Source organism: Streptomyces sp. NPDC098789 (assembly GCF_044759975.1).
GTDB lineage: Bacteria > Actinomycetota > Actinomycetes > Streptomycetales > Streptomycetaceae > Streptomyces.
In genome coordinates this window covers 151,453-174,497 of record NZ_JBIWAJ010000015.1, presented here as the reverse complement: position 1 = coordinate 174,497, position 23,045 = coordinate 151,453, and the positions used below count along the sequence as shown (strand labels likewise).

Here is a 23,045-nt window from a genome sequence, read left to right as displayed (position 1 = left end):
CCCGGCCATGCGACGCAGAGCGAGCCTCGTCCTGCTTGCCCTAGCCGTGTTCTGCACCGCCCTCGCACCCCTGCTGCGCTGGTACGCGTACCCCCGCCTCGCCAAGATCCCGCCGAGCCAGTACCAGGAGATGGTCCTGGAGGCGAAGAACGCGACGCTGCTCGACTACAACAACGGCATGGAGCCCAAGAAGGTCGACAAGGTCACGATCATCCAGACCCTCAAGGGCAACGTCGAGGCGTCCAAGGAGATCGAGGCGAGCGCGGGCAAGGACGTCGTCGTCTGGGACACCCTGACCTACATCGCGGGGCCCGACGGCAAGATGGTCTCCCAGATCCCCGAGCGCTACATCTTCGACGCGCACACCCAGGACCCGGTGCACGCCACCGGCGAGATGGTCGACGGGGACCCGGTCAAGCGCGAGGGCATCGAGTTCAAGTGGCCGTTCTTCACCGAGCCGCGCGACTACCTGTACTTCGACGCCCAGACGCGCACCTCCTCGCCGATCCACTACGTCGGCCCGCGCAGCTTCCGCGGCCTGGACGTCTACTACTTCGAGATGACGGTCCCCTGGACCAAGGTCCCCATGCCGAAGAAGATGCCGATCCCCGGCATCGACCCGACGAAGATCGAGGAGCAGACCGGGACGTCGCTCTGGTACTCGGCCACCATGAAGTTCTGGGTCGACCCGGTGACCGGGGCGCCCGTCAACGCCGAGCAGAGCATCCAGCAGGAGATGCGCGGCGGGATCGCGGCCGCGCGGCCCGACGGCAAGCTCACCGCCTTCGCCGGCGACGTGAAGATCCGGCCCGACTACCTCGACTACACCGTCGACCTGGTCAAGTCGAACCGCACCAAGGTCCTCGCGCTGCACACCTACGGGCCGGCGGGGCTGCTGATCGTGGGCCTCGGCCTGTGCGGGCTCGCGCTGTGGCTGGAGGCGCGCGGGCGCCGTCGGCGCGGGACGGGCGACGACCCCGAGCCGACGGCGGCCCCGGTGCCGGCGGCGGTTTAGGAGCGCCGTAGCCGGTTGTTCGTGTGGCGGGTGGGTTCGGCGGACGCCGGGTCCTCGGGCCAGGGGTGGCGCGGGTAGCGGCCGCGCAGCTCGGCGCGCACGGCGCGGTAGCCGTCCTGCCAGAAGGACGCCAGGTCGGCCGTGACCGCCGCCGGGCGTCCGGCGGGCGACAGCAGGTGGACGAGTACGGGGACCCCCGCGACCAGCGGCGTGCGCGCCAGCCCGAACAGTTCCTGGAGCTTGACCGCCAGGACGGGCTGGCCGTCGCCGTCGCCGTAGTCCACCCGGATCCGGGAACCGCTGGGGACCTCGATCCGCTCCGGGGCCAGCTCGTCCAGGCGGGAGGCCTGTCCGGTGGCCCAGGGCAGCAGCCGGTTCAGCGCCTGGCCCGCCTCGATCCGACCGAGGTCGCTGCGGCGCCGGGCGCGCGAGAGCTCGGGCTCCAGCCAGTCGTCCGCCCGCGCCAGGAGCACGTCGTCGCGCGCGACGTCCGGCCAGGGGGCGCCGAGGGTGCGGTGCAGGAACGCGAGACGGGCCCGCAGGGTCCGCGCGTCGGCGGACCAGCGCAGCAGGCCGAGGCCGTCGGTGCGGAGCCCGTCCAGCAGGGCGGCCCGGACCCGGTCCGGGGCGGGGTCGCGCAGCGGGCGCACGGTCAGCTCGATCGCGCCGAGGCGGTGCACGCGGCGGGCGCTGACGTCGCCGTTCTCCCAGCCGACCTCCTCGGCGTCGGCGGACAGCAGATGGGCCGCGGCCGCCCGGGCGGTGTCCTCGTCCAGGAGGGCGGCGAGGCGGATCCTGGCGGAGGGGGAGTGGGGCGTGCGGTCGGCGACGGCCACGGCCAGCCAGGGGGCGTTGCGCAGCGGGGAGCCCTCGTTCAGGTCGGCGCCGGTGCCGTTGGCCATGAGGTAGGCCCCCTCGGCCTTGCGCTGGGCGACGCGCTCCGGGAAGGCGAGCGCGACGATCAGCCCGGCGACGACATCGTCCCCGCCGGCCCCCGGCGGAGCCTGCTCCGGCCGCGCCTCAATCGCCGGCGGGGCTTGATGTGGTGGCGCCTGTGCCGTCGCGGCCAGCTCGTGCCCGGTCGAATTCAGGGCTCGGGTCAGGCGCTGGGATTCGGTGCGCCAGCGGGGGGCGTAGCCGTCGCCGCCCCGGCGGGCCCGGCGCCACGCGGCGGCCAGGTCGTCGCCGTACTCCCGCGGCGGTTCCTCGCTCAGCAGGGCCACCACCTCCGCGGCCCGCCGCACGCCGACGTCGGCCGCGCCGTCCAGCAGGGCGCGGGCGAGGCGCGGGTGCAGGCCGAGGCGGGCCATCGCGTGGCCCCGCGGACCCACCCGCCCGGCCCGGTCCACCGCGTCCACGGCCGCCAGTACCTCCCGGGCCGCCGCCATCGCACCGGCCGGCGGCGGGTCCAGCAGCGCCAGCCCGGACGCGTCCGGGTCGCCCCAGCAGGCGACCTGGAGCGCGAACTGGGCCAGATCGGCGATCCGGATCTCGGGGGAGGGGAAGGCGGGGAGCCGCCCGTCCTCCGCCTCGGCCCAGCAGCGGTACACCGCCCCCGGCGCCTCGCGCCCGGCCCGCCCCGCCCGCTGGCGCGCCGAGGCGCGGGACGCCCGTACGGTCGCCAGCGTGCCCAGGCCCCGCGCGTGGTCCACCCGCGGCTCACGGGCGAGCCCCGCGTCCACCACGATCCGCACCCCCGGCACGGTCAGGCTGGACTCCGCCACCGCGGTCGCCAGGATCACCCGGCGCCGCCCGTCACCGCCCGCGAGCACGGCGTCCTGGACCGCGGCCGGAGCCCGTCCGTGCACCTGGAGCACCTCGGCGTCCACCGCGCCCAGCTGCCCCGCGACCCGGGAGATCTCGCCGACCCCGGGCAGGAAGCACAGCACGTCCCCCGCCCGCTCGGCCAGCGCCCGCCGCACCACCGCCGCGACGTGGGTCAGCAGGGCGGGGTCGACGCGCATGCCGTGCGGCGGGCGCACCGGACGTACCGGCGGGACCCACACCACATCGACCGGGTGCGCGACCCCGGCGGCCTCCACCACCGGCGCGTCCCCCAGCAGCCGGGCCCACCCGGCCGCGTCGGTGGTCGCGGAGGCCGCGAGCAGCCGCAGCTCCGGGCGCAGGGTCGCCCGTACGTCGAGGAGGAAGGCCGCGACGGTATCGGCGTCCAGGTGCCGCTCGTGGCACTCGTCCAGGACCACCACGTCCGTCCCGGCCAGCTCCTGGTCCCGCTGGAGGCGCTGGAGCAGGACCCCGGTGGTCACCACCTCGACCCGGGTGCCCGGGCCCACGACCCGCTCGCCGCGCACCGTGAAGCCGACCGAGTCCCCGACCCGCTCGCCCAGCAGCCAGGCCATCCGGCGCGCCGCCGCCCGGGCCGCGATCCGCCGGGGCTCGGCGACGATCACCTTGCGCGCGGGGCCGGCGCCCACCAGGCCGGCCAGGACCAGCGGGACCAGCGTGGTCTTGCCGGTCCCGGGCGGCGCGCACAGCACCGCCGTGCCGTGCGCGTCGAGCGCCGCGACCAGCGCGGGCACGGCCGCGCCGACCGGGAGGGATTCCAGGGCGGAGGTACGGGGGACGGACGCCATGGGTCAGCCGCGCTCGCAGACGAAGATCGCGGTGCCCGGGATCAGGTTCCCGCGCAGCGGGGACCAGCCGCCCCACTCCTGGCCGTTCCAGGCGGGCCACTCGGGCTCGACGAGGTCGACGAGGCGGAAACCGCCCGCGACCACGTCCCGGACCCGGTCGCCGAGGGTGCGGTGGTGCTCCACGTATACGGCGTTGCCCTGCTCGTCCTGCTCGACGTACGGGGTCCGGTCGAAGTAGGAGGCGGCGACGGAGAGTCCCTCGGGCCCGGGCTCGTCGGGGAAGGCCCACCGGATGGGGTGGGTGACGGAGAAGACCCACCGGCCGCCGGGGCGCAGCACGCGGTGCACCTCGCGCATCACGTTCACCGGGTCGGCCACGAAGGGGACCGCGCCGTAGGCGGAGCAGGCGAGGTCGAAGGAGCCGTCGCGGAAGGGCAGCCTCCCGGCGTCGGCCTCGACCAGCGGGACGTCATCGCCGATCCGCAGGGCGTGCTGGAGCTGGCGGTGGGAGAGGTCGAGGGCCACCGGACGGGCGCCCTGGGCGGCCAGCCAGCGCGAGCACTGGGCGGCGCCCGCGCCGATCTCCAGGACATCGAGCCCCTTCAGGGACGAGGCGGGGCCGAGCAGGCCGGCCTCGGCCTCGTCCAGGCCCTCGGGACCCCAGACGAAGCGGTCGTCCCCGAGGAAGGCGCCGTGGTCGCTCTGGTACTCGTCGGCGTTGCGGTCCCACCAGCCGCGGCTGGCCCGGCTGCTCTCCGCCTCCCCGGCGGTACGGCGCGTGGCCTCGGCGTCGTCGTCCCCGGCGGACGTTCCCGCTTCGTACGCTTCTTCGGTGTCGTAGTCCTCTTGGTTCATGGGGCCCGTCGTCGTAGTCTTCGAAAAAGAGGTAGGGAGCCGGTCATCACGGGCTCCCCGCCTACGAATTGTGCCGGTCATGTGGCGTTCTGCCCCGGGTGTCCGCCTTCGCGCATTGACCCTGTCCGGCTGCCCCCGTATGCTACAAGTTGCGCTGCGAGCCTGCGCTCCTCAGACCTAGCAGGCTGCGCTCGCTTCTGTTGTAGTCCCCTCGGTTTTCGAGGCTCCTCTTCGCTCCTCGGAGCGTTCCGGAGACCTCCTTGGCTGTCCGGTCATAGGCAGATGGCGATAAGGGCTCCCGGCGTAGCAGTACCTACGACTTTCTGTCCGTAACCGGAGCCCTTTCCCACATGACGAGCAGCACCGAGACCACCGCCACCACTCCTCCGCAGGTAGCGGTCAACGACATCGGCGACGCGGAAGCGTTCCTCGCGGCGATCGACGAGACGATCAAGTACTTCAACGACGGCGACATTGTCGACGGCGTCATCGTCAAGGTGGACCGGGACGAGGTTCTCCTCGACATCGGTTACAAGACGGAAGGCGTGATCCCCAGCCGCGAGCTCTCGATCAAGCACGACGTCGACCCGAACGACGTCGTCAAGGTCGGCGACGAGATCGAGGCCCTGGTTCTCCAGAAGGAGGACAAGGAAGGCCGTCTGATCCTGTCCAAGAAGCGCGCTCAGTACGAGCGCGCCTGGGGCACGATCGAGAAGATCAAGGAAGAAGACGGCATCGTCACCGGTACCGTCATCGAGGTCGTCAAGGGTGGTCTCATCCTCGACATCGGCCTCCGTGGCTTCCTGCCGGCCTCTCTCGTCGAGATGCGTCGCGTCCGCGACCTCCAGCCCTACGTGGGCAAGGAGCTCGAGGCGAAGATCATCGAGCTGGACAAGAACCGCAACAACGTGGTCCTGTCCCGCCGCGCGTGGCTCGAGCAGACCCAGTCCGAGGTTCGCCAGACGTTCCTCACCACCCTGCAGAAGGGTCAGGTCCGCTCCGGCGTCGTGTCCTCGATCGTCAACTTCGGTGCCTTCGTGGACCTGGGTGGCGTCGACGGTCTCGTCCACGTCTCCGAGCTGTCCTGGAAGCACATCGACCACCCGTCCGAGGTTGTCGAGGTCGGCCAGGAAGTCACCGTCGAGGTCCTCGACGTCGACATGGACCGCGAGCGCGTCTCCCTGTCGCTCAAGGCGACGCAGGAAGACCCGTGGCAGCAGTTCGCCCGGACGCACCAGATCGGCCAGGTCGTCCCGGGTAAGGTCACCAAGCTGGTTCCGTTCGGTGCGTTCGTCCGCGTGGACGAGGGCATCGAGGGTCTGGTCCACATCTCCGAGCTGGCCGAGCGCCACGTGGAGATCCCGGAGCAGGTCGTCCAGGTCAACGACGAGATCTTCGTCAAGGTCATCGACATCGACCTTGAGCGTCGCCGGATCTCGCTGTCGCTGAAGCAGGCCAACGAGTCCTTCGGTGCCGACCCGGCCTCGGTCGAGTTCGACCCGACGCTGTACGGCATGGCTGCCTCGTACGACGACCAGGGCAACTACATCTACCCCGAGGGCTTCGACCCCGAGACCAACGACTGGCTCGAGGGCTTCGACTCCCAGCGCGAGACGTGGGAGCGCCAGTACGCCGAGGCGCAGGTTCGCTTCGAGCAGCACCAGGCGCAGGTCATCAAGAGCCGCGAGGCCGACGAGGCCGCTGCTGCCGAGGGCGCTGCCGCTCCGGCCGCCGGTGGCAACACCGGTGGCGGCGCGAGCCTCTCCGGTGGCGGTTCGTACTCCTCCGAGGGTGCGGACGAGACCTCCGGCGCCCTGGCGTCGGACGAGGCCCTGGCCGCGCTGCGCGAGAAGCTGGCCGGCGGCCAGAGCTGATCGCAGCGCACGGCGGCGCGCTCCGGCGCGCGGCTGAGCTGAGCTGAGAACGACGAGGCCCGTCCCCTTCGGGGGGCGGGCCTCTTCGCGTGTGCGGGTCCCGTCGTGTGCCCCTCGACGGTCCCGTCGTGCGCCCTTCGACGGTTCCGTTGTGCCTCCCTCGACGGTTCCGTTGTGTGTCCCCCCGGTGAACGGTGGCGGTTTCTCCCCGATGGGCCGCCAACTGGGGAATGGCAGCGCCTCCTTGAACGTTCTTGGCAGAGAACGAGACGAAGGGGAGTGGTGACGGTGCTTGATCCGCAAGGCCTGTACGAGTGGGATGCGAAGGGTCTGGCCGTGGTGGACCTGGCGCTCGCCCAGGAGTCCGCCGGGCTGGTCATGCTCTACCACTTCGAGGGGTACATCGACGCGGGTGAGACCGGCGAGCAGATCGTCGAGCGGCTGCTCGACGCCCTGCCCCACCAGGTGGTGGCCCGCTTCGACGCGGACCGGCTCGTGGACTACCGGGCCCGGCGCCCGCTCCTGACCTTCCAACGGGACCACTGGAGCGACTTCGACGCCCCCGCCCTGGAGGTCCGACTGGTCCAGGACGCCACCGGCGCGCCGTTCCTGCTGCTGTCCGGCCCCGAGCCGGACGTGGAGTGGGAGCGCTTCGCCGCGGCCGTCGAGCAGATCGTGGAGCGCCTCGGCGTCCGCCTCTCGGTGAACTTCCACGGCATCCCGATGGGCGTCCCGCACACCCGCCCCGTCGGCATCACCCCGCACGGCAACCGCACGGACCTGATGCCCGGACACCGCAGCCCCTTCGACGAGGCGCAGGTGCCCGGCAGCGCCGAGTCCCTGGTGGAGTTCCGGCTCGCACAAGCCGGCCATGACGTCCTGGGCGTCGCCGCGCACGTACCGCACTACGTCGCCCGCTCCTCGTACCCGGACGCCGCGCTGACCGCCCTGGAGGCGATCACGGGCGCGACCGGCCTGGTGCTGCCGAGCGTGGCGCACGCGCTGCGCACCGAGGCGCACCGCACCCAGACGGAGATCGACCGGCAGATCCGGGAGGGCGACGAGGAGCTGGTCGCCCTCGTGCAGGGCCTTGAGCACCAGTTCGACGCGGCGGCCGGAGCGGAGACGCGGGGCAACATGATCGCGGAGCCCGCCGAGATCCCCTCGGCGGACGAGATCGGCCGCGAGTTCGAGCGCTTCCTCGCGGAGCGCGAGGGCGAGGGCTGAGAGCGCGCGGGGGCCGAGGGGGAGGGCCCGTTCGGGGCTCAAGGCCGCCGCAGTAGGCTGCGGGCCATGCTGAAGGTGGGCCTGACGGGCGGAATCGGTGCCGGCAAGAGCGCGGTCTCACGACTGCTGGCGGGGTACGGGGCGGTGATCGTGGATGCCGACCGGATCGCGCGAGAGGTCGTGGAACCGGGTTCGCCCGGGCTCGCGGCGGTGGTGGCGGCCTTCGGGGAGTCCGTACTGGCTCCCGACGGCAGCCTCGACCGGCCGAAGCTCGGCTCGATCGTCTTCGCCGACCGGGAACTCCTGGGCACCCTGAACGCGATCGTGCACCCGTTGGTGGGCGCGCGCTCGGCCGAGTTGGAAGCGGCCGCGGGCCCCGACGCGATCGTCGTGCACGACGTACCGCTCCTCACCGAGAACGGCCTGGCCCCGCTGTACGACCTGGTCGTCGTCGTGGACGCGGCGCCGGAGACCCAGCTGGCCCGGCTGACCGCACTGCGCGGCATGGACGAGGGCGAGGCGCGGGCCCGGATGGCGGCGCAGGCGACCCGGGAGCAGCGGTTGGCCGTGGCGACGCTGGTCATCGACAACGACGGGGCGCTGGCGGCGCTGGAGCCGCAGGTGCGCAAGGTGTGGGAGGAACTCACCGCGCGCGCGGCCGCCCCCCGGGACTGAACGGCGGCGCGCGGGACGGTCCCGGGCGGCGCCGGCGAACGCTCTCGGATCCGTGGCGCGACGCCTTCGGGCCCGCGGTGCAGCTTCCTTGGGCCCGTGACGCAAACGGTCCTGGACCCGTGACGCGACCGGCCTCGGGTCCGTGGCGCAACGACCTTGGGTCCGTGGCGCGTTGAAGGCCTCCGGAGAGGGAAGGAATCCCATCGTGTCCGACACCACGCCACCGTCCGCGTCCGCGTCCGAACCGGAGCCCGGGTCCGAGCCCGAGTCCGGGCGGGAGTCGGTGGCCGGTGCGGGTTCCGGCAGCCCGGAGACCCACGTCATCGACTTCCGGGCGGCCGAGCAGCTGCTCGCGGCCCGGGACCCGAGGGGCGCGGTGAAACTGCTGGACTCGGTGATAGCCGCCCATCCGGAGAACACCGCCGCCCGGCTGCTGCGCGCCCGAGCCTTCTTCGCCGCCGCCCAACTGAGACCGGCGGCCCTGGAGTTCGAGCTGGTCCTGGAGCGGGAACCGGACAACGCCTTCGCCCACTTCGCACTGGCCCGCACGCACCAGCGGGCCGGCCAGCCGGAGCGCGCCCGCAGGCACTTCCGACTCGCCGCGGCCCTGGACCCCCAGCCGGAGTACCTCCGCGCCGCGGCCTTCGAGGACACCCCCTAGTGCTGTGACCGGAAAGGTTCACCGTGTCGCGGCGCCCGGCACGGCACCTCTCCCCCAGCTACCGCTGGGAGGTGCCCCCTGCGTTGTCGGACCACGACGGTACGTCCAGTACGAGCCGTGGCCCTCCGCCTTGCGATGCACCGCACCGGACACCGCGACCCGGCAAACCTTTCCGGTCACAGCACTAGGCGGCCCGGCCGCCCCGGGAAGCCCGTGGTTCAGCGGTGTGGGGGCTCGTACGGGGGGACGTCGCGTCCCGGCTGGTAGTGGGGGCCCTGGTGGATGTGGCGCACGATCATCGCCATGTCCACGCTCACGAGGAGCAGGAACGCGCCGCATGCCGCGGCCCAGGCCGGCTGCCCGGCGGCGGCGAAGGCGGCCGTGCCCGCGGCGGCCCAGAGCAGGCCCCACACGCTGAGCCAGAACCGCAGTCGCAGCGGGCTGCGCGCGGTCACCGGTTCGTTCCCGGTACGCATGGCCATCGCCTCGGATCCGTCGCCCGACCGGCCGTCGTCCCCCGTCCGTCCATGGTCCCACGCGCGGTGCGTCAGGGGTTGAGCTTGTGCACGGCGGTGGTGGTCGTCTTCTTGAAGGCGGTCACGGGAGCGTCTGCCAGCACCCCCATCTGGCCCCATTTCACGACGGTCACCGTGGATCCGTCGCGCCCGATGCCGTAGAGGTGGACGCCGGGTTCGGAATCGGGGATCGAGGTGTGCACGCCGTAGACGTGCGCCCCCTCCTCGACCCGGATCGGGCCGTAGTCCTGCCAGGAGGCCGTTCCGCCCGGGGTCGCGCGCAGCCAGTCGGCCGCGCAGGCGGCCACCTTCCGCTCCAGGGCGGTCGCCAGCTTCTTGGCCGCCGCGTCGGAGGCCGTGCGCACGGAGACCTGGACCGCGCTGGTGTCGAGGTCCGTGCCGAAGGCGCGGTGCCAGCTGCCCGCGGCGGGCAGCGCGCCGTCCAGGCAGAACGGCGCGGACTCCGGGAGTCCCTTGGTGACCTTGCCCTGGGTCCAGGGGGAGCTGGGGTGCGGGGGCAGATCGGTACCGGCGAGGAAGCCGGGTGCGGTGGCGGCCGGGGCGGCGACGGCCGGGGCGGACGCGGTGAGCGCGAGCGCGGCCGCGGCTGCGGCGGCGAGGACGGTGGCCGAGGCGGTGGCGGTGGCGCGTCGGAACATGGGCGGACTCCCCGAGGTCGGTGGGTCGGTGGGTCGGTAGGGCGGTGGGTCGGTAGCGCGGTGGAACGGGACGGTCTTGGTCGCCGGGCCCGTGCGCAGCGGGCTGTCGGGACAGCCATACCCCGCTCGGGCCGGGGTAATGCGAAGGTCAACACCCCAGGTCAGCGGCATTGTCAGTGGCCGCACCTAGACTCGTTGACAGTGATATGTGTGGTGACATCCGTGGTGACGAGTCCGGGAGGGGGAAGGTGATGGCGCAGGCGCAGGCGCAGGCGCAATCGGAGCCGCGGCTCCGGCCGGCGGACGGGACCGTGCCCGGCCCGCCCGCCGCCCTGTTGCGCCATGCCGCCCTGTTCCTGCCGGACGCCGTTCCGCGTCGGAGCCGGATCGCCTTCTGGTCGCCGGCCGGCGAGGAGCTGCCCGACCCCGCGGACCTTCCCGGCCTGCCCGACCTGGTCCGCGAAGCGCTGGGCACGGTGCATCCCGCGGGCAACTCCCTGCGGACCCGGACCGTACCCTCGCTCGTTCTGCCGCTCGCCGCCGCGCTCCCGTTGCTCGTCGCCGCCCCGCACCGCCCCGCCGCCCACCCGGCCACCCGGGCCTGGGGCACCGCCGCCCGCCAGGCCCTCGCGCTCGTCGCCCGGGGCCGGCTGCTCCCCGGCCTGACCCCGGAGGGCGTCGACGCCTGGCGCGTCGGCCCCTTGGACGGCGAGGACATCGCCTACCTCCGCGCGGTCGCGGCCGCCCTGCCGTACGAGGGGCACGCCGCGCCGCTGCCCGGGCGCCGCCCGCTGCTCCTGCCCGAACCGGAGGCCCTGGTCCGCGCCTTCCTCGACGCCGTCGCCGACACCCTGCCGCGCACACCGGCCGCGCCGGTCGCCGCCGGGCGCCCCTTCGCCTCGGTCGAGCCGCAACAGGTGCCGGGCCTGCGGGAGTGGGCGGCGCAGGTCGCCGCCGGGGCGGACGCGGGGGTGGGGATCTCGCTGCGCCTCGACCTGTCCTCGTACCGGCTCTTCGACACCGAGGAGGACACCGCGCGGGACACCCGGCAGGGCGCCGGGCGGGACGCCCGGCAGGACGCCGCCGAGGTGCGCCGGGCGGGTGCGGCCGTGGTCCAGGTGCACAGCCTCGCCGATCCGACGCTGGTCGCCGACGCGGGCGCGCTGTGGGCGGGTACGGCCACCGACCGGTTCGGCCCGCGGGCCCGGGTCGACGCGGTGCTCGCGCTGCGCCGGGCAGGCCGGGTGTGGCCGCCGCTGTTGCGGCTGCTGGACCAGCCCGTGCCCGAGGCGCTGGCCCTGTCGGACCCCGAGCTGGAGGACCTCCTGGGCGTCGCCGCGACCCGGCTCGCCGCGGCCGGGGTCGGCGTCCACTGGCCGCGGGACCTGGCCCGGACGCTGAGCGCGAGTGCCGTCGTACGGTCGACCGCGCCCGGCTCGGCCACCGACGGGACCGCCTTCTTCGACGCGGCCGGGCTCTTCGCCTTCTCCTGGGAGCTCGCGCTGGGTGGGGACCGGCTGACCCCCGGCGAGATGGACGCCCTCGCGCAGGCCCACCGTCCGGTGGTGCGGCTGCGCGACCAGTGGGTGCGGGTCGATCCGGACCTGGTCCGCAAGGCCCGCAAGCGGGAGCTGGGGCTGCTGGATCCGGTGGACGCGCTGGCGGCCGTACTGACCGGCGAGGCCGAGGTCGAGGGGGAGCCGGTGCCGGCGGTGGCGGTGGGTGCGCTGGCCGCCCTGCGCGACCGGCTGACCGGGGAGCTGGCGCCGCTGCCGCAGCCGCCCGGGCTGCGGGCCACCCTGCGCGACTACCAGGCGCGCGGCCTGGCCTGGCTCGACCTGATGACCTCCCTCGGCCTCGGCGGCTGCCTCGCCGACGACATGGGGCTCGGCAAGACCGTCACGCTGATCGCCCTCCACCTGCACCGGGCCCGCCCCGAGCCGACCCTCGTGATCTGCCCCGCGTCCCTGCTCGGCAACTGGCAGCGCGAGATCGAGCGGTTCGCCCCCGGGGTGGCGGTGCGCCGCTTCCACGGGGCGGGGCGCAGCCTGGAGGGCCTGTCCGGCGGCTTCGTCCTCACCACCTACGGGACGATGCGGGCGAGCGCCTCCCGGCTGGCCGGTCAGGAGTGGGGGATGGTCGTCGCCGACGAGGCGCAGCACATCAAGAACCCGCATTCGGCGACCGCGCGGGCGCTGCGCACCATCGGCGCACCGGCCCGGGTGGCGCTGACGGGCACCCCCGTCGAGAACAACCTCTCCGAGCTGTGGGCCCTCCTCGACTGGACCACCCCCGGTCTGCTCGGCCCGTTGACCGCCTTCCGGGCCCGCCACGCCCGGCCCGTGGAGCACCAGCAGGAGGAGGACGGCGGCAATGAGGCCGCGGTGGCCCGACTGGCCGCGCTGGTGCGGCCGTTCCTGCTGCGCCGCAAGAAGTCCGACCCGGGGATCGCGCCCGAGCTGCCGCCCAAGACGGAGACCGACCACCCCGTCTCGCTGACCCGGGAGCAGGCCTCCCTCTACCAGGCCGCGGTGGACGAGGCGATGGCCGTGATCGAGGCGAGCGAAGGCATCGAACGCCGCGGCATGATCATGAAACTGCTGGCCTCGCTCAAGCAGATCTGCAACCACCCGGCGCAGTACCTCAAGGAGGAGCGGCCCCGGATCGCGCACCGCTCCGGCAAACTCGCCCTCTTGGACGAGCTGTTGGACACGATCGTGTCCGAGGGCGGTTCGGTGCTGGTCTTCACCCAGTACGTGACGATGGCCCGGATCCTGGAGCGGCACCTGGCGGCCCGCGGGATCCCGGCCCAACTGCTGCACGGCGGGACCCCGGTGGCCCGCCGCGAGGAGCTCGTGGACCGCTTCCAGGACGGTGAGGTCCCGGTGTTCCTGCTGTCGCTCAAGGCCGCGGGCACCGGCCTCAACCTGACCCGCGCCGGACACGTGATCCACTACGACCGCTGGTGGAACCCCGCCGTCGAGGAACAGGCCACCGACCGCGCCTACCGCATCGGCCAGACCCAGCCCGTCCAGGTCCACCGGATCATCGCCGAGGGCACCGTCGAGGACCGCATCGCCGAGATGCTGGAGGCCAAGCGGGCCCTGGCCGAGGCGGTCCTCGGGTCGGGCGAGACCGCGCTGACCGAGCTCACCGACCGCGAGCTCGCCGACCTCGTCTCCCTGCGCAGGCGCTCGTGATCACCGCGCGCGACGATCTGCGCCGCACCTTCGAATCGCTGCCCGCGGGGGCCGGGGCCGCCAGCTGGTGGGGGCGGGCCTGGGTGGCCGCCCTGGAGGGGCGCTCCGGTGACGCGGCGCGCCTGGGGCGCGGGCGGACGTACGCCGAGGACGGGCACGTCGACGCGGTGACGGTCACCCCCGGGCGGATCGTGGCGTACGTGCGGGGCAGCCGGGCCCGGCCGTACCGCACCGAGCTGGCCCTGACCGTCTTCACCGAGGAGGAGTGGGACGAGCTGCTGGAGGACACGGCCGCCCAGCCGGCGGCCCTGGCCGCGCTGTTGGAGCGCGAGGTTCCGCAGGCTCTGGCCGACCGGTTGTTGCCGGGGGCGGGGGACCTCGTGCCGCAGTGCTCCTGCCCGGACGTCGGGCGTCCGCCGTGCAAGCACGCCGCCGCGCTCTGCTACCGAGCGGCCCGGCTGCTCGACGAGGACCCGTTCGTCCTGATGCTGCTGCGCGGCCGGGGCGAGCGGCACCTCCTCGACGAGCTGGCCCGCCGCAATGCCGCGCACGCCGCCCGTGAACGGCCCGCGGCCGAAGTCGACTTCCCCGGCGTCCCGGCGCGCACGGCCGTGCACCACACCACCCGGGCGCCGCTGCCCGCTCCGCTCGACGCACCGACCGTCGGCGCAGCCCCCGCCTACCCGGACGAGCGGGGCGCTCCGGATCCGCTGGCCCTGGACCAGCTCGCCTCCGATGCGGCGGCGCGCGCCCACGCCCTCCTCGCCACCGGCGAGGACCCGATCGCCGGCCTCACGCTCTGGCAGGACGCGGTCCGCCTCGCCACCGCGCAGCCGCCGACCTCGGGCCTGACCGCCTCCACCCGCGCCCTGTACCGCGATCTGGCCGCCGCCACCGGGCGCTCCCCGGGCGAGCTGGCCCGCGCGGTGTCGGCCTGGCGCCAGGGCGGTTCGGCGGGGCTGTTGGTGCTGGAGGAGGAGTGGGACCCGCCCGCGGGCCCCTTCGACCGGGCCCGCCCCGCGTTGTTGGCCGCGGGGCGGGGTCCCTTCCGGCCCCGCCGCAACCGCCTGAGCGGGCGCACCTCCCAGCTCCGGCTCGGTCGCGACGGCCTCTGGTACGCCTACGAGTCCGAACCGGACGAGGAGGACTGGTGGCCCTGCGGGCCGCCGTCCCCCGACCCGCTCACGGCGCTCGCCACCCACCGCTGAGCCCACCGCTGAGCCCACTGCTGAACAGGGCTCAGGTCCCCGGCAGGGAGGCCGCCCAGCGGGTGAGGGTGGTGAAGTCGCGTGCGCGCAGGCCGTGACGGGGGCGGATGCGCAGCAGGAGGGACGGCGCCGGGTAGTGCGCGCGGGCCCAGGCACGGTCCTTGGCCGTGATCATGTCGTCGACCCAGGCGAAAGGGCGTCCGGCGGCCCACTCCAGGAGCGGCCGGGTCTTCCAGTAGAGGCCGTCGGGGTCGTGGGCGAAGAGTTCCGGCCACTCGATGACGGGAAGGTCGCCGGGCAGCCCGATGTGCGGGGAGATCATCGTGTTGGCCTGGTGCATCCAGGTGGTGGCCCAGGCCAGTTCGAAGGGCAGGGCCTGCAGGCGCGGGCCGTGCGTGGGATGCAGGCGGACCCGCAGTCCCCGGCGCGCGCTCGGCGAATCCGGGGCGCGGCGGGCCATCCAGAGGGCCGGGTGCATCCGGTGCGTGGTGTATCCGTGCAGCCCCGCGAGGCGCGACCGGAACGGGTTGAGCGGGCCGTCCACATCGAGGAGCAGCAGTGGTCTGTCCATCATGAAGTACGCACTACCCAGTACACGATGGAGTGAAATGCCTACCGGCGCTATAACCCGAACGGGTTCAGGGCGTTGTTCCGGATGCGGGTGCACACCCGCGAACTCCTCCGGAAGGTAGGGACACTGATGCGAAGCAGTCGTCGAAATGGCTTGATCGCGGCGGTGGTTGCGGGAGGTGGCCTGGCCGCCGCGAGCGTGGGAGGCCTCGCCCACGCCGATGCGGGCGCGGGCGGTTCGGCGCAGCGCTCACCGGGGCTGCTCTCGGGGAACGTGGTGCAGCTGCCGGTGCACGCGCCGGTGAACGTGTGCGGCAACACCGTGAGCGTGGTGGGCCTGCTCAACTCCGCCGCGGGGAACCGCTGTGCCAACGCGGGTCCCGGCGAGCATCCGGATCCGCGCCCCTCGCATCCGTCGGGCCCGTCGTCCGCGACGGGCCCCTCCCGGCAGGGTGCCGGGCACGGCGGGGGAGCGGCCGGTGGCGGGGGAGCGCTCGCGGAAGGGCGCGGAAAGGATTCGCCTGGCCTGCTGTCCGGCAACGGGATCCAGCTGCCGATCGATCTCCCGGTGAACATCAGCGGCAATGCGGTGAGCGTCGTCGGCGTCGGCAACTCCGCCACGGGCAACACCTCGGTCAACACGGGCCCGCCCAGCGGGAGCAAGCCCGCCCAGCCGCCCGTGGCGGTGCGCCCGGTCACCCCGCCCGCGCCGCCCCGGGAGACGGGTCCCGCGCTGGCCCACACCGGCGCCGACGGGCTCGGCTACCTGATCCCGGGCAGCGCCGCACTGCTCCTCGGCGGGGCCCTGCTCTACCGCCGCTCCCGCTCCCGCACCAGCTGAGCGGCCTGCGCCGGGCCGGGGCGCCAGGAGGCGAGGACCGCCTCGATCCGCGGGGCGAGCCGGGCGCGGGCCTCGAACCGCGGGACGCCCGCCATCAGCAGGGCGTCGTACTCCGTGTCCTCGTGCCGGACCGCCGCGCGGACCGCCACCGAGACGGCCTGCTCGGACAGGGCCCGGCCGGCCGCGCTGCGGCCCACCCGCCCGCTGCCCCGTACCGAGGCGTGCGCCGCGATCGCCAGGGCGCGCTCCGGCGGGCACCCGGGGAACAGCCGCGCTATCTCGGCGGCGAAGAGCGCGGTGAACCGGGTGTCCTCGGCGGCCCGGCGCAGCCGGTCGCGGGCCCGGCGCCGGGCCCGCGCCTCGGCGTCCGCGAGGCAGGCGGCCTCGGCCCGGGCGAGCGCCGGCTCCTCGACCAACAGGCCCTGGCGCTCGTGGCGGCGATGGCGCTTGTTGAAGCGGACCACCACCGCGCACAGCGAACTGCCCGTCCGCGCGCGGCGGGTGAGGGCGGCGTCCCCGCGCGGCAGGTAGACGAGGTGCCCGAGGTCGGCGCAGTCCAGGCAGCGGGGAACACCGGACGCGCGGACGAGGTGCGGGAGCGGCCCGTGCCCGCACTCCGCGCAGCTGATCCGCTTGAGCGACTCGAAGACGACGAGGTCCATACAGGTGTGATACCGCCGCGGCGCCCCCCTATCACCCGGGAGCGCCCGGCAGTTGTCCCCCTGGACTTCCCTCCCGAGCTCCCCCGGCGCGGTCCGAGGCCCCCACCCCGGACCGCGCCGCGCGCCCGCGCTCACACCAGGCGGCGGATCTCCCCGCGCACGCGGTAGAAACCGCCCGGGGCCGGGTGCAGTCCGTCCACCACGTACCGGGCCCCCGCCTCCCGGATGCCCCGCGGGAACTGCACGTTCCACGAGGTCTCGAAGCCGCCCGAGACCACCTGCACCCGCGTCCGACCGCCCTGCTGGACGCACTCGACCACCACGCCGCCCGCGGGCGCGACCGTCACCGTCGCCACCGCGGCGGCCGAGGCCGCCGGGGTGAACACGGGCAGCGCCGCGGCCGACTTCACGTCCATCGCGGTCGGCACCGAACCCTGCTGGGCCGCCGCGATGGCCGCCTCGCTCGCGTCCACGCAGACCAGCGAGCCGTCGGTGGTCACCAGGTACAGCCGCTCGTCCAGGTACTGCATCGACAGCGCGGATCCGCTGCCCGTGCCCAGCTTCCACAGCCGCTGCCCGTCGGCGTCGAAGCAGTACACCGACGAGGAGGAGTCACCCGCGAAGACGTGCCGGCCGTCGGGGGAGGTCGCGCACGAGTACACCGAACCGTCGCACCGGTAGGTGGCCTCGACGGCCCCGGTCGCCTTCGCGATCCGCTCCACGGTGTAGCGGGAGGTCCCCGCGTACACCGCGTGGTCCTCCTGCCAGCCGAAGAGCACCTGGCCCTTGGTCGGGGCGTGCCACAACTCCCCGGAACCGTCCTGCGCGTACGCCGTCACGCCCGAGGAGTGGCCGTGGTACACCGCGTCCCCGTCCGCCCGGACCATCCACCCGTTGGAGCCGGCGGACTTGCGCGACCACTGGAACTCGTCCTCGTGGTCGATGACCGTCAGACCGCCGTTGCGGTCGGAGACGGTGAGCACGCCCTCGCGGATGTCCAGCCAGAAGATGTCCACGTCCGCCGCGATGTCGTAGGCCCCGAAGGGGACCTTCGACGACAGGTCGTAGACCGTGCCGTCGTCGCAGCCCGCATAGATCCAGAACTCGTCCGCCACCAGGCACTTGACCCCGTCCGGCAGCGAATAGCGGGCCAGCACCTCGCCGCCGTGGCTCAGCGTGTAGACGTCGCCCGCCTGGTTGCCGACCCAGCACCGGTCCTCGTCCACGTGGATCCCGAAGGCCGAGGCCCCGGTGCGGAACCGCCACAGCACCGGCGCCACCGCCCGCGCGGTCGACGGTGCCGAGGTCACCTCGCGGCGGGAGACCGCGCGCGCCGTCCGCTGCCCCGGTACGGCCGGGGCGTACCCCTTGCGGACCTTCTCCCCGACCTTCTTCGCGGCGGCCGCCCGCGCCTTCTCGATGGTCGGGAAGGAGGAGTTCTGCAGCTGCCCGTCGGCTCCGATCCGGCCGTAACGCACCGAGACGTCCGTGCCGTCCACGGTCACCTCATAGAACTTGTGGGCGCCGCCACCCTCTTGCGACAGCTCCAGGTACGTCGTCTCGCGAGCCATGACAGCCCCTCCCCAAGGTCGGGCCGACGGCTCTTTCGCGTCGGTGATCCCTTGATGAGGAACGCTACGGGTGAGGACTGACAATGGGACCGTGCAGCTGGAAGCGATCACATGGGAGGGGATGGCCGAGCGGCTCGCGGGCCATCTCGACGGCGCCGCGCAGGACCCGGGCGGCGGTGCGCCCTGGCTACGGGTGGCCGTGGACGGTGCGCCCGCCGCCGGTACGGAGGTGCTCGCCGACCGGCTCGCGGACGCGCTGCGCCGGCGCGGCCGTTCGGTCCTCGTCGTGCCCACGGGGGGCTTCCTGCGGCCGGCCTCGTTGCGCTTCGAGTACGGCCGGCGGGACGTCGACGCGTACCTCGGCGGCTGGTACGACACGGCCGCCCTCTGGCGCGAGGTCATCGGGCCGTTGGATCCCGGGGGGAGCGGCCGGGTGCTCCCGGACCTGTGGGATCCGGTCACGGACCGGGCGACCCGGAGCCCGTACGTGGCGCTGCCGGTGGGTGGGGTGGTGATCCTGCACGGACCCTTCCTGATGGGGCATTGGTTCCCGTTCGACCTCAGCGTCCATGTCCGGCTCTCCGCCGGGGCCCTGGTCCGGCGTACGCCCGAGGGTGAACGCTGGACCGTGCCGGCCTTCGCGCGCTACGAGGCCGAGACGGATCCCGGGTCGGCGGCCGACGTCCTGGTCCGTGCCGATGACCCCAGGCACCCGGCCTGGACCGGCGTCCCGGACTGACCCTGGGGGGCCTCCGGATCCCGCCGGTCCCTGGCGTGCCCTCCGGGGGCGCCTCAAACGCCGGCGGGGCTGGATTGGTTCGGCTGGTTCCTGGTGTTGCCCTCCGGGGGCGCCTCAATCGCCGGCGGGGCTGGATGGGGCGGTGGGAGGTGGATGGGGCGGGCTAGGGTCTTCCGCCCAGGCGGGTCACCGCGACCGCGCCCGCGCGGCAGCCGGCGCGGGCCGCTTCGACCGGGTCCGCGCCCGCCAGTCGGGCCGCCAGGAAGCCGCCGGTGAAGGCGTCGCCCGCGCCCGTGGAATCCACCGCCAGGGCGGGCTCCGCGGTGACCTCCGCGGTCACCCGGCCGCCCTCGGCGACCAGCGCCCCGGCCGCCCCCCGGGTCACCACGACCAGCGGCACCCGCAGGCTCAACTCCGCCGCCGCCCGGGCCGAAGGGGCCGGCCCGGGCAGCCCGGCCAGCAGCCGCGCCTCGTCCTCGTTGGGCAGCAGTGCGCCGGCCCCCGCGACGGCGTCGAGGAAACGGTCCACCCCCAGCGCGGCCAGGAACCCGGCCGAGGCGGGGTCCACGCTCACCGCGATCCCGCGCTCCCGCGCCGAGCTGAGTGCCAGGCGGGCCAGCTCGCGGCTGGTGTCCCCGAAGAACAGGTAGCCGGACAGGTGCAGATGGGCCACCCCGTCCAGCAGCTGCGGGGTCCAGTCGGCCCGGGAGAGGCGGAGCACGGCCCCGCTGTCGGTCAGGAAGGTCCGTTCCGCGTCCTTGCCGACCAGCGCCACCACCGTGCCGGTGGGCTCCACGGGGTCGACCACCAGCAGCGGCCGCACCCCGGCGGCCAGCAGGGCGCGTTCGTGCCACTGCGCCGACTCCGCGCCCACCCGCGCGAGCAGCGCGACGTCGGCGGCTCCCTGGTGGGCCGCCCAGCAGGCCGCGTTGGCCCCGGCGCCGCCGGGCATCGTACGGATCCGGGCCGGCGTGTCGGTGGCCGGAGCGAGCGGCTCCAGGTGCACGGCCACCACGTCCGTGACCACGTCCCCGACGACCAGCAGACCGCCGGCGAACTCCGCGGCCGGCCCGCCCTCCGGCCCGGTCACCAGGCCGCCCACGCCGCCGCGATCCGCGCACCCAGGCGCACGTTGCCGCGCACCGCCGCCAGGTTCGCCTCCAGCGAGGCCCCGCCGGTCGCGCGGACCAGGAAGTCGAGGAGGAAGGGGGTCACCGCCTGCCCCGTGACGCCGCGTTCCCGGCACTCCGCGAGGGCCCGGGCCAGTACCCGGTCGTGCAGGTCCGGATCGAGCTGGTCGGCCTCGGGGACCGGGTTGGCGACCAGCAGCGCGGACCCGGGCCCGCCCAGGGCGTCCTGAGCGGCCATCACCCCGGCCACCTCCTCCGGCCGGTCCACCGTCCAGTCGACGGGCTCGCCGGAACTGCTCAGGTAGAAGCCGGGGAACCGCTGCGTCCCGAAGCCCAGCACCCCCACCCCGAGCGTCTCCAGCCGTTGGAGCGTGGCCGGCACGTCCAGGATCGACTTCACCCCCGCGCAGACCACCGTGATCCGGGTCCGGGCGAGCAGCGACAGGTCGGCCGACTCGTCCTGCGCCCGCGCCCAGTCGCGGTGTACGCCGCCCAGCCCGCCGGTGGCGAAGACGCGCAGCCCGGCCCGCGCGGCCAGGAACGCCGTCGCCGACACCGTGGTGGCCCCGGTGGCCCCGGCCGCCATGGCCGGGGCCAGGTCCCGGTGCCCCAGCTTGCGCACGCCGTCACCGTTGGCGATCCGTTCCAGCTGTGCCTTGTCGAGCCCGGCGTACGGCACCCCGTCGAGCACCGCGACGGTCGCCGGAACCGCTCCCTCCGAGCGGACGATCGCCTCCAGCTCCAGGCCCACCTGGAGATTGCGGGGCCGGGGCAGGCCGTGCGCGAGGATCGTCGATTCGAGGGCGACGACCGGTCGCTGCTCCGCCAGCGCGTCGCGCACCTCTTCCGACAGGACGGGAACCGCTGTGTGCTGTGACATGTCCCCATCCATGGCACGGGATCCACGCCCCCAAACGCGCCCCCGGCCCAACTGTCCGAGATGCGCGGGGTGCGTCGGCCCGTGATCCGGGCCCGCGCCCTGGACAGGGTGACTCGTGCGCCCCGCCGATCCTGGACGACCTGGCCACCGCGCGCGGCCGTCCCGCCGGGCTAGGGTTTCGCGCCATGAGCACCGAAGACACCGCCGCCCCGTCCGCCCCCGCAGCCCCCGATGCCGGTCCCGCGTCCTTCGCCGTGTCCGTACCCGACGTACCGGACGCCGAGTTGGAGACCGAGGAGCTCGACCCGGCACAGATCGTCTCCGGCGACCCCGTGGTGACGGGCAAGGTGCTGTGGGAGTCCGCCGACGGCAAGCAGCTGCGCGGGATCTGGCAGATCACCCCCGGAGTGGTCACCGACACCGAGGCGAACGAGCTGTTCGTCGTCGTCAGCGGCCGGGCCACCATCGAGATCGAGGGCGGCGGGCGACTGGAGGTCGGCCCCGGCACCGCCTGCGTGCTCCGGGAGGGCGACAAGACCACCTGGACCGTGCACGAGACGCTGCGCAAGGCCTACCACATCAGCCTCTGACGAGCCGCTGGAGAGCCCCCGCGCCCGTCAGTCCTTGACGGTCCCCTCGACGGGCGCGGGGTGGCGGCGCGCCGTGAAGAGCGCGAGCCCGGCCATCGGCAGCAGCAGCGCCGCCCCGACGGCGTTGAGCCAGCCGTAGCCCGCCTGGGAGACGATCAGCCCGGACACGGCGCCGCCGACGCCCGCGCAGGTGTTCATGGTCAGGTCGGACAGGCCCTGTACCGCGGCCCGCGCGGCCTGCGGCACCGAGTCCGTCAGCAGCGCGGAACCGGAGACCAGCCCGGCCGACCACCCCAGCCCCAGCAGGAACAGGCCCGCCGCGGTCTGTGCGTGGTTCGCCCCGGCGGTGCCCGCGAGCAGGGCGGCGATCGACAGCAGCCCGGCCGCCAGGCCGATCACCGACAGCCTGCCGAGCCGGTCCGCCAGCCAGCCCATCACCGGCGAGAAGGCGAACATTCCGGCGATGTGGCCGCTGATCACCAGCCCGATCAGTTGGAGGTCGGCGCCGTGGTGCCCGAGGTCGACCGGGGTCATCACCATGATCGAGACCATGGCGGTGTGGGTCACGGCGACCGTCACCAGGGCCAATCGGGCCCGGGGGGAGGCCCGTACGGCGGCGAAGGCGGCCCGCAGCGAGCGGCCCGCGGCCGTCTGCTCGGCCGGGCCGGCCAGTGCGCGCGCGGCCAGCAGCGGATCGGGCCGCAGGAGCACGCCGATCAGCAGCGCGGTGAGCAGGAAGATCCCGGCGGCCCACAGGAACGGGCCCGCCTTGTCGGGTATGGACGTCCCCGCGAAGCTCCGGCTGGCCGGGGCCGAGAGGTTGGGTCCCAGCACCGCGCCGATGGTCGTGGCCCACACGACGGTCGAGATCGCCCGGGCCCGCCGGTCGGGGGCCGCGAGGTCGGCGGCGGCGAACCGGCACTGGAGGTTGGCGGAGGAGGCGGCGCCGAAGGCGGCCATGCCGAGCAGCAGCAGCGGGAAGTTCTTCAGCACGGCGGCCAGCACCACGAGCCCGCCGCCGACCGCGCCGATCACATAGGCCAGGACCAGCCCCGCCCGTCGCCCGCGCGCGGTCATCAGGGCCGCGAGCGGCAGCGAGACCAGGGCGGTGCCGACGACGGAGGCCGTCGAGGCCAGTCCGGACACGGCCTCGGTGCCGCTGACCTCGGTGGCCAGTACGGGGGCCAGCGCGATGCTGATCGGTATGCCGAGCCCGCCCAGGACCTGCGCGGCTATGAGCACGCCGGAGGTGCGCCGGCGCAGCCGGGGCAGGTCGGCGTCGGTCAGCCCCCGGACCTCGCGCTCCGCCCGCTCCGCACGGGTCGAGCGGGCCGCGGGGGCCGTGCGGGCCGTATGGTCCGGTCCGGCGGATCCGGGCGAGCGGTCCGTACCGTGCGGGGCGCTCACGACGTGCACCTCCGGTCCTTCGGACAGGAGCGGACGGGCGGTGCGGGGCGGGGGACGGCGGGCTGGGCCGCGGCAGCAGTCACCGGCGCAGTGTCGCACCGCCCGCCCCGCGGGGGAACCGGTGGCGGCTCCGCGGGCGGACCGGATCGTCGCTGGTCAGCACCTGATCGAC

20 protein-coding genes are annotated in these 23,045 nt (G+C 74.3%); 10 read left to right on the top strand and 10 right to left on the bottom strand.

Annotated elements, in window-relative coordinates; translation table 11 throughout:
• The first annotated feature begins 7 nt into the window (after window positions 1-7).
• Window positions 8-1,015, top strand: coding sequence for a DUF3068 domain-containing protein (locus ACIQWR_RS27875; protein ID WP_404014869.1), 1,008 nt, complete (start codon window positions 8-10; stop codon window positions 1,013-1,015).
• On the opposite strand, the gene hrpB is transcribed toward ACIQWR_RS27875, so the two are convergent.
• Window positions 1,012-3,609, bottom strand: a complete 2,598-nt coding sequence (hrpB, locus tag ACIQWR_RS27870; protein WP_404014866.1) for an ATP-dependent helicase HrpB — start codon at window positions 3,607-3,609, stop codon at window positions 1,012-1,014. The two genes, ACIQWR_RS27875 and hrpB, sit on opposite strands and share 4 nt — an antisense overlap.
• A gap of 3 nt (window positions 3,610-3,612) precedes the next feature.
• The gene (locus ACIQWR_RS27865) at window positions 3,613-4,464 is read right to left on the bottom strand and encodes a class I SAM-dependent methyltransferase (RefSeq protein WP_404014863.1); all 852 of its coding nucleotides are present in this window, start codon (window positions 4,462-4,464) and stop codon (window positions 3,613-3,615) included.
• Window positions 4,465-4,814: 350 nt separating this feature from the next.
• Between ACIQWR_RS27865 and rpsA the strand changes: the two genes are divergently transcribed.
• The 4 genes from rpsA (at window position 4,815) to ACIQWR_RS27845 (ending at window position 8,901) form a co-directional block, all read left to right on the top strand.
• Window positions 4,815-6,338 carry a 30S ribosomal protein S1 gene (rpsA, locus tag ACIQWR_RS27860; protein ID WP_404014861.1) on the top strand — a complete coding sequence of 508 codons (1,524 nt, stop codon included), beginning with the start codon at window positions 4,815-4,817 and terminating at the stop codon, window positions 6,336-6,338.
• 288 nt (window positions 6,339-6,626) lie between these two features.
• Window positions 6,627-7,565, top strand: a complete 939-nt coding sequence (locus ACIQWR_RS27855; protein WP_399259219.1) for a PAC2 family protein — start codon at window positions 6,627-6,629, stop codon at window positions 7,563-7,565.
• Window positions 7,566-7,631: 66 nt separating this feature from the next.
• On the top strand, window positions 7,632-8,240 hold the full coding sequence (gene coaE, locus ACIQWR_RS27850) for a dephospho-CoA kinase (protein WP_404014858.1): 609 nt from the start codon (window positions 7,632-7,634) through the stop codon (window positions 8,238-8,240).
• Between the two features lie 283 nt (window positions 8,241-8,523).
• The gene (locus ACIQWR_RS27845) at window positions 8,524-8,901 is read left to right on the top strand and encodes a tetratricopeptide repeat protein (protein WP_404015063.1); all 378 of its coding nucleotides are present in this window, start codon (window positions 8,524-8,526) and stop codon (window positions 8,899-8,901) included.
• Between the two features lie 218 nt (window positions 8,902-9,119).
• Here ACIQWR_RS27845 and ACIQWR_RS27840 read toward each other — a convergent pair whose 3' ends face one another.
• Together ACIQWR_RS27840 and ACIQWR_RS27835 are read right to left on the bottom strand one after the other, a co-directional pair.
• Window positions 9,120-9,377 carry a DUF6343 family protein gene (locus ACIQWR_RS27840; protein ID WP_404015060.1) on the bottom strand — a complete coding sequence of 86 codons (258 nt, stop codon included), beginning with the start codon at window positions 9,375-9,377 and terminating at the stop codon, window positions 9,120-9,122.
• 71 nt (window positions 9,378-9,448) lie between these two features.
• Window positions 9,449-10,075 carry a hypothetical protein gene (locus ACIQWR_RS27835; RefSeq protein ID WP_399259217.1) on the bottom strand — a complete coding sequence of 209 codons (627 nt, stop codon included), beginning with the start codon at window positions 10,073-10,075 and terminating at the stop codon, window positions 9,449-9,451.
• Window positions 10,076-10,326: 251 nt separating this feature from the next.
• On the opposite strand from ACIQWR_RS27835, the gene ACIQWR_RS27830 reads away from it, so the two are divergent.
• Window positions 10,327-13,275, top strand: coding sequence for a DEAD/DEAH box helicase (locus ACIQWR_RS27830; protein WP_404014856.1), 2,949 nt, complete (start codon window positions 10,327-10,329; stop codon window positions 13,273-13,275).
• Window positions 13,272-14,483 (top strand): SWIM zinc finger family protein, encoded by a 1,212-nt coding sequence (locus tag ACIQWR_RS27825; RefSeq protein ID WP_404014853.1) that lies wholly within the window; start codon window positions 13,272-13,274, stop codon window positions 14,481-14,483. Before ACIQWR_RS27830 ends, ACIQWR_RS27825 begins: the two co-directional genes overlap by 4 nt.
• Before the next feature lie 31 nt (window positions 14,484-14,514).
• Here ACIQWR_RS27825 and ACIQWR_RS27820 read toward each other — a convergent pair whose 3' ends face one another.
• Window positions 14,515-15,057 (bottom strand): hypothetical protein, encoded by a 543-nt coding sequence (locus ACIQWR_RS27820; protein ID WP_404014850.1) that lies wholly within the window; start codon window positions 15,055-15,057, stop codon window positions 14,515-14,517.
• Between the two features lie 162 nt (window positions 15,058-15,219).
• Here ACIQWR_RS27820 and ACIQWR_RS27815 point away from each other — a divergent pair, with 162 nt between their 5' ends.
• Window positions 15,220-15,894, top strand: a complete 675-nt coding sequence (locus tag ACIQWR_RS27815; RefSeq protein ID WP_404014848.1) for a chaplin — start codon at window positions 15,220-15,222, stop codon at window positions 15,892-15,894.
• On the opposite strand, the gene ACIQWR_RS27810 is transcribed toward ACIQWR_RS27815, so the two are convergent.
• Together ACIQWR_RS27810 and ACIQWR_RS27805 are read right to left on the bottom strand one after the other, a co-directional pair.
• The gene (locus tag ACIQWR_RS27810; RefSeq protein WP_404014845.1) at window positions 15,864-16,556 is read right to left on the bottom strand and encodes a DUF2293 domain-containing protein; all 693 of its coding nucleotides are present in this window, start codon (window positions 16,554-16,556) and stop codon (window positions 15,864-15,866) included. The genes ACIQWR_RS27815 and ACIQWR_RS27810 overlap by 31 nt on opposite strands.
• Before the next feature lie 131 nt (window positions 16,557-16,687).
• The gene (locus ACIQWR_RS27805) at window positions 16,688-18,127 is read right to left on the bottom strand and encodes a WGR domain-containing protein (protein WP_404014842.1); all 1,440 of its coding nucleotides are present in this window, start codon (window positions 18,125-18,127) and stop codon (window positions 16,688-16,690) included.
• 91 nt (window positions 18,128-18,218) lie between these two features.
• Here ACIQWR_RS27805 and ACIQWR_RS27800 point away from each other — a divergent pair, with 91 nt between their 5' ends.
• Window positions 18,219-18,866, top strand: coding sequence for a uridine kinase (locus tag ACIQWR_RS27800; RefSeq protein ID WP_404014839.1), 648 nt, complete (start codon window positions 18,219-18,221; stop codon window positions 18,864-18,866).
• A gap of 163 nt (window positions 18,867-19,029) precedes the next feature.
• On the opposite strand, the gene ACIQWR_RS27795 is transcribed toward ACIQWR_RS27800, so the two are convergent.
• Window positions 19,030-19,959, bottom strand: a complete 930-nt coding sequence (locus ACIQWR_RS27795; RefSeq protein ID WP_404015058.1) for a carbohydrate kinase family protein — start codon at window positions 19,957-19,959, stop codon at window positions 19,030-19,032.
• Entirely contained in the window at window positions 19,953-20,876 is a 924-nt protein-coding gene (locus ACIQWR_RS27790) for a pseudouridine-5'-phosphate glycosidase (RefSeq protein WP_404014836.1), read from the bottom strand. Before ACIQWR_RS27790 ends, ACIQWR_RS27795 begins: the two co-directional genes overlap by 7 nt.
• A gap of 185 nt (window positions 20,877-21,061) precedes the next feature.
• Between ACIQWR_RS27790 and ACIQWR_RS27785 the strand changes: the two genes are divergently transcribed.
• Window positions 21,062-21,466 carry a cupin domain-containing protein gene (locus tag ACIQWR_RS27785; protein WP_404014833.1) on the top strand — a complete coding sequence of 135 codons (405 nt, stop codon included), beginning with the start codon at window positions 21,062-21,064 and terminating at the stop codon, window positions 21,464-21,466.
• Window positions 21,467-21,493: 27 nt separating this feature from the next.
• On the opposite strand, the gene ACIQWR_RS27780 is transcribed toward ACIQWR_RS27785, so the two are convergent.
• On the bottom strand, window positions 21,494-22,753 hold the full coding sequence (locus ACIQWR_RS27780; protein WP_404015055.1) for an MFS transporter: 1,260 nt from the start codon (window positions 22,751-22,753) through the stop codon (window positions 21,494-21,496).
• Window positions 22,754-23,045 lie beyond the last annotated feature (292 nt).

Excerpts from the sequence above, each read along its gene's own strand:
- ACIQWR_RS27875 (WP_404014869.1), top strand. The coding sequence starts at position 8 with ATGCGACGCAGAGCGAGCCTCGTCCTGCTTGCCCTAGCCGTGTTCTGC.
- hrpB (WP_404014866.1), bottom strand. The coding sequence starts at position 3,609 with ATGGCGTCCGTCCCCCGTACCTCCGCCCTGGAATCCCTCCCGGTCGGC.
- ACIQWR_RS27865 (WP_404014863.1), bottom strand. The coding sequence starts at position 4,464 with ATGAACCAAGAGGACTACGACACCGAAGAAGCGTACGAAGCGGGAACG.
- rpsA (WP_404014861.1), top strand. The coding sequence starts at position 4,815 with ATGACGAGCAGCACCGAGACCACCGCCACCACTCCTCCGCAGGTAGCG.
- coaE (WP_404014858.1), top strand. The coding sequence starts at position 7,632 with ATGCTGAAGGTGGGCCTGACGGGCGGAATCGGTGCCGGCAAGAGCGCG.
- ACIQWR_RS27840 (WP_404015060.1), bottom strand. The coding sequence starts at position 9,377 with ATGCGTACCGGGAACGAACCGGTGACCGCGCGCAGCCCGCTGCGACTG.
- ACIQWR_RS27835 (WP_399259217.1), bottom strand. The coding sequence starts at position 10,075 with ATGTTCCGACGCGCCACCGCCACCGCCTCGGCCACCGTCCTCGCCGCC.
- ACIQWR_RS27830 (WP_404014856.1), top strand. The coding sequence starts at position 10,327 with ATGGCGCAGGCGCAGGCGCAGGCGCAATCGGAGCCGCGGCTCCGGCCG.
- ACIQWR_RS27820 (WP_404014850.1), bottom strand. The coding sequence starts at position 15,057 with ATGATGGACAGACCACTGCTGCTCCTCGATGTGGACGGCCCGCTCAAC.
- ACIQWR_RS27810 (WP_404014845.1), bottom strand. The coding sequence starts at position 16,556 with ATGGACCTCGTCGTCTTCGAGTCGCTCAAGCGGATCAGCTGCGCGGAG.
- ACIQWR_RS27805 (WP_404014842.1), bottom strand. The coding sequence starts at position 18,127 with ATGGCTCGCGAGACGACGTACCTGGAGCTGTCGCAAGAGGGTGGCGGC.
- ACIQWR_RS27790 (WP_404014836.1), bottom strand. The coding sequence starts at position 20,876 with ATGTCACAGCACACAGCGGTTCCCGTCCTGTCGGAAGAGGTGCGCGAC.
- ACIQWR_RS27785 (WP_404014833.1), top strand. The coding sequence starts at position 21,062 with ATGAGCACCGAAGACACCGCCGCCCCGTCCGCCCCCGCAGCCCCCGAT.